Annotated in this window: 2 tRNA genes and 3 rRNA genes; all 5 read right to left on the reverse strand. The window is 55.3% G+C overall.

The features are described 5' to 3' along the window. Positions 1-8: 8 nt before the first annotated feature. Positions 9-124 (reverse strand): 5S ribosomal RNA (gene rrf, locus MLJ35_RS15715). A gap of 183 nt (positions 125-307) precedes the next feature. Continuing rightward, a 23S ribosomal RNA gene (locus tag MLJ35_RS15720) occupies positions 308-3243 on the reverse strand. A 221-nt stretch (positions 3244-3464) separates the two neighbouring features. Then, positions 3465-3542: transfer RNA gene (locus tag MLJ35_RS15725), tRNA-Ile, on the reverse strand. A 56-nt stretch (positions 3543-3598) separates the two neighbouring features. Next, positions 3599-3674, reverse strand: a tRNA-Ala gene (locus MLJ35_RS15730). A gap of 249 nt (positions 3675-3923) precedes the next feature. Further along, positions 3924-5463: ribosomal RNA gene (locus MLJ35_RS15735) — 16S ribosomal RNA — on the reverse strand. The 16S, 23S and 5S rRNA genes sit together here with 2 tRNA genes alongside, the layout of an rRNA operon. Positions 5464-5627: the final 164 nt, after the last annotated feature.

Consider the following 5627-nt stretch of genomic DNA (forward strand, 5'->3'; position numbering starts at 1 on the left):
GGGATTTAACGTCGCAGCGACCTACTTTTCCACTCCTGTGGGGAGCAGTATCATCGGCCCTCCAGGTCTTAACGGCCGTGTTCGGGATGGGAACGGGTGTGACCCCTGGGGAAAAGCCGCGACGAAGGGTAGAAGGGTTGAGAAGGGTTAAGGCGAAGCTCTATCGAGCGTTCGTGGGTGATGTTCGGGAGTTTCGGCCGCTTAGCGCCTCAGATTCGGCCTCTGGCCGATCTGCTTCGCCGCGCTTGACGCGTCCTCCTGGCGGAGGCCGCTACCGAAACGTCCACTTCATGCAATTCATTGATGAAAGGTCAAGTCGATGGACCGATTAGTATCGCTCAGCTGAAGCCGTCACCGGCCTTGCACATGCGACCTATCAACGTGGTGGTCTACCACGGGTCTCATAGGGAGATCTCATCTTGAGGGGTGTTTCGCGCTTAGATGCTTTCAGCGCTTCTCACTTCCCGACATAGCTACCCAGCATTGCACCTGGAGGCACAACTGGAACACCAGAGGTCAGTCCATCCCGGTCCTCTCGTACTAAGGACAGGTCCTCTCAAATCTCCTGCGCCCACACTAGATAGGGACCGAACTGTCTCGCGACGTTCTGAACCCAACTCACGTACCACTATTGATCGGCGAACAGCCGAACCCTTGGGACCTGCTTCAGCCCCAGGATGTGATGAGTCGACATCGAGGTGCCAAACCTTGCCGTCGATATGAACTCTTGGGCAAGATCAGCCTGTTATCCCCGGCGTACCTTTTATCCGTTGAGCGATGGCCCTTCCATTCGGGACCACCGGATCACTATAACCTGCTTTCGCACCTGCTCGTCGTGTCTGACTCGCAGTCAAGCTCCCTTATACTATTGCGCTCTGCGGCTGATTTCCAAACAGCCTGAGGGAACCTTCGTACGCCTCCGTTACGCTTTAGGAGGCGACCGCCCCAGTCAAACTACCCGCCTGACATTGTCTTCCACCCGGATCACGGGTGCGAGTTAGAGATCAGCGTTAAACAGGGTGGTATCTCAACGTCGGCTCCACCGACCCTAACGAGCCAGTTTCATAGCCTCCCACCTATCCTGCACAGTCCAACGCCAACCTCAATGTCAAGGTGTAGTAAAGGTGCACGGGGTCTTTCCGTCTAAGTGCGGGTAACCGGCATCTTCACCGGTGCTACAAGTTCGCTGAGTCTCTGCTGGAGACAGTTCCCAGATCGTTACGCCATTCGTGCAGGTCGGAACTTACCCGACAAGGAATTTCGCTACCTTAGGACCGTTATAGTTACGGCCGCCGTTCACCGGGGCTTAAATTCGCAGCTTCGCTTGCGCTGACCGCTCCTCTTGACCTTCCGGCACCGGGCAGGCGTCAGCCCCTATACCTCCTCTTTGGAGTTTGCAGAGACCTGTGTTTTTGTTAAACAGTCGCCTGGGACATTTATGTGCCACCCCCTCGGGCTATGAACCCTACCGGGGTACCCCTTCTCCCGAAGTTACGGGGTTAATTTGCCGAGTTCCTTCAGCAGAGTTCTCTCAAACGCCTGAGGATTCTCTCCTCGACTACCTGTGTCGGTTTGCGGTACGGACACAAGCACCTCTCCTTAGCAGCTTTTCTCGGCAGTGTAGGATCAGGACTTTTCGTCAGATACCTTGAGCTGTTGGCGCCCGGACTTCCCTAAGCGCCACCCTTGATACCTTTCGCAGGACATTCCATAGCCCTGCGTCCCTACCTTCCTGCGTCCCTGCATCGTACAAACGAGATGCTCATGGTGCTGGAATATTAACCAGCCTTCCATCGCCTACGCCTTTCGGCCTCAGCTTAGGGTCCGACTAACCCAACGCGGATTGACCTTGCGTTGGAAACCTTAGTCTTACGGCGGACGGGGTTCTCGCCCGTCTTTACGCTACTTATGCCGACAGAGTCTCTTCCCATGTCTCCAGCTGTCCTTACGGTCAACCTTCACAGACGTAGGGAATGCTCCCCTACCACTTACGTTCGCAGCTTCGGTAACATGCTTTAGCCCCGTTGAATTGTCGGCACAGACCCGCTTGACCAGTGAGCTATTACGCTTTCTTTAAAGGATAGCTGCTTCTAAGCTAACCTCCTGGCTGTCTAAGCACATCCACATCCTTTTCCACTTAGCATGTATTTTGGGACCTTAGCTGGCGATCTGGGTTCTTTCCCTCTCGACTACGGATCTTATCACCCGCAGTCTGACTGCCGGACTTCACGGCGTGCCATTCGAAGATTGGTTGGATTCAGTAAGCTGGTAAGCCCCCTAGTCCATTCAGGTCTCTACCTGCACGACGAAACATCCGACGCTAGCCCTAAAGCTATTTCGGGGAGAACGAGCTATCACGGAATTTGATTGGCCTTTCACCCCTATCCTCAACTCATCCAAGCGGTTTTCAACCCACACTGGTTCGGACCTCCATCCGGTGTCACCCGGACTTCATCCTGGTCAAGGATAGATCATCCCGTTTCGCGTCTATTTCCAGCGACTGTCGCCCTATTCAGACTCGGTTTCCCTGCGGCTTCGCCTCTTCGGCTTCGCCTCGCCACTGAAAATAACTAGCCGGCTCATTATGCAAAAGGCACGCGGTTCCCCTGGTAAACCATAGGGGTTCCACTGCTTGTAGATTGACGGTTTCAGGTTCTATTTCACTCCCCTCATCGGGGTTCTTTTCGCCTTTCCCTCACGGTACTGGTTCACTATCGGTCAGATGAACATATTTAGCCTTACCGCATGGTCGCGGCAAATTCTGTCAAGGTTTCTCGTGCCCCGACATACTTGGGAACACCACTCAGAGTCCGATCGGCTTTCGCGTAAGGGGCTATCACCCTGTCTCGCCGGCCTTTCCATGCCGTTCCGCTAACCGTCGGTTTTGTAACTCTGTGCTGGAGGGCAGCTCCAGCCTGTAGGTCCCACGACCCCCCCTACGCAACGCCTGCCGCTTACACGTAAGAGGTTTGGGCTCCTCCGGTTTCGCTCGCCGCTACTCCCGGAATCACTGTTGTTTTCTGTTCCTGTGGGTACTGAGATGGTTCACTTCCCCACGTTCGCCTCTCAAAGCCTATGAATTCAGCTAAGAGATTCTTGAGCTTTCACCCAAGAGGGTTTCCCCATTCGGACATTCCCGGATCACCGTTCGCGTGCAACTCCCCGAGACTTTTCGCAGCTTACCACGTCCTTCATCGCTGTCATCTGCCAAGGCATCCACCGTCAACCCTTTGTAACTTGGCCTTCCATCAATGAATCACATTCATGAATCATTCATTTCGGCCCACGAGAGTGTTGATTCGCTAAACTTGCCTCGCCTTAAGCCCACAGCGCCACTTCAACGCCATGGATCACCCTTCTCTATTCCTTCTATTTGATTGTCAAACAGCTCCGTCTTTCGACCCGCCCCTCGAGGCAGTCTTGAGCTGGATTCAAACCTCGTAAGGTCTCAACTCAACTCAAATTGGTGGGCCTAGGTGGATTCGAACCACCGACCTCACGCTTATCAGGCGTGCGCTCTAACCAGACTGAGCTATAGGCCCTCGTGCATTCGCACGCGGGAGGGCTATAGGCCCCCGTTGCGTGTCCCAGCAGGCGCTGGTGGACCCGACCGGGATCGAACCGACGACCTCCTGGATGCAAACCAGGCGCTCTCCCAGCTGAGCTACGGGCCCGAATGTTGTCCGGGGGGACCGCCTGCTCGCTTCGCTCGCGATGTCCCCCCGGGCCCCCGCTGCTCGCGCGGGAAACCCGCACTCGCAACCTGCCCGCGAAACCACCACTTGCGATCGCAGAACCACGACCCCAGGCATGGACGCCCAAGCACGCTCGTCAAAGACTTGCCCGAGCGTCTTTAAAAACCGGATAGAAATTTTGATCGGAAGCGTTGACCTTTCGTCACTCCTAGAAGTGACTCTCCTTAGAAAGGAGGTGATCCAGCCACAGGTTCTCCTACAGCTACCTTGTTACGACTTCACCCCAATCACCAAGTTCACCATTGAGACCTAGCCCCCTTGCGGGTTACCACAGCCTCTTCAAGTGCTCCCGGCTTTCGTGATGTGACGGGCGGTGTGTACAAGGCCCGGGAACGTATTCACCGTATCATTCTGATACACGATTACTAGCGATTCCACCTTCATGTAGTCGAGTTGCAGACTACAATCCGAACTGAGGACGACTTTCTCCGATTAGCTCCATCTCGCGACTTTGCAACGGTTTGTATCGCCCATTGTAGCACGTGTGTAGCCCTGGACATAAGGGCCATGAGGACTTGACATCATCCCCACCTTCCTCCCGGTTAACCCGGGCAGTCCCCGTAGAGTTCCCGCCATGACGCGCTGGCAACTACGGGTAAGGGTTGCGCTCGTTGCGGGACTTAACCCAACATCTCACGACACGAGCTGACGACAGCCATGCAGCACCTCTGCAGCAGTTCTTGCGAAAAGGCACATCTCTGCACCGGTCCACTGCAGTTCAAGCCCAGGTAAGGTTCTTCGCGTTGCGTCGAATTAAACCACATGCTCCACCGCTTGTGCGGGCCCCCGTCAATTCCTTTGAGTTTCAGCCTTGCGACCGTACTCCCCAGGCGGAACACTTAACGCGTTAGCTCCGGCACGGAAGGGGTCAACTCCCTCCACACCAAGTGTTCATCGTTTACAGCGTGGACTACCAGGGTATCTAATCCTGTTTGCTACCCACACTTTCGCGCCTCAGCGTCAGTTACTGTCCAGGTGGCCGCCTTCGCCACTGGTGTTCCTCCTCATCTCTACGCATTTCACCGCTACACGAGGAATTCCACCACCCTCTCCAGTACTCTAGCCTTCCAGTCTCAGATGCAGTTCCCAAGTTGAGCTCGGGGATTACACATCTGACTTAAAAAACCGCCTACGCGCCCTTTACGCCCAATAATTCCGAATAACGCTTGCCCCCTCTGTATTACCGCGGCTGCTGGCACAGAGTTAGCCGGGGCTTCCTCTCCAGGTACCGTCAAGTAACAGCGCTATTAACACTGCCACCTTCGTCCCTGACGACAGGGTTTTACAGTCCGAAGACCTTCATCACCCACGCGGCGTTGCTGCGTCAGACTCTCGTCCATTGCGCAAAATTCCCCACTGCTGCCTCCCGTAGGAGTCTGGACCGTGTCTCAGTTCCAGTGTGGCCGATCACCCTCTCAGGCCGGCTACTGATCGTCGCCTTGGTGGGCCATTACCCCGCCAACTAGCTAATCAGACGCAGGATCCTCTCTTAGCCCCAGGCCTTGCGGTCCCCAGGTTTCACCTCCAGCATCCCAGCCGAAGGTCTCATGCGGTATTACCACTCCTTTCGGAGCGTTATTCCCCACTAAAAGGTAGATTCCCCACGCGTTACTCACCCGTCTGCCATGCACCTTGCGGCACATCCGACTTGCATGTGTTAGGCACGCCGCCAGCGTTCATTCTGAGCCAGGATCAAACTCTCAAGTTTAATATTCCTGAACTCTTGCTCCTCGGGGTTCCCCCCTTGGACAAATGCTCTGGTCGTATTTCTCTGAATTCCACGAACCGTCCTAGAACGTCCCGCGGAACCCTCAAAGGCTTCCTATCTTCTATCCGGTTTTCAAAGACGCCCTCCGCGCTCTCGCACGGTCC

It is taken from the genome of Geothrix alkalitolerans (genome assembly GCF_022808885.1).
Lineage (GTDB): Bacteria > Acidobacteriota > Holophagae > Holophagales > Holophagaceae > Geothrix > Geothrix alkalitolerans.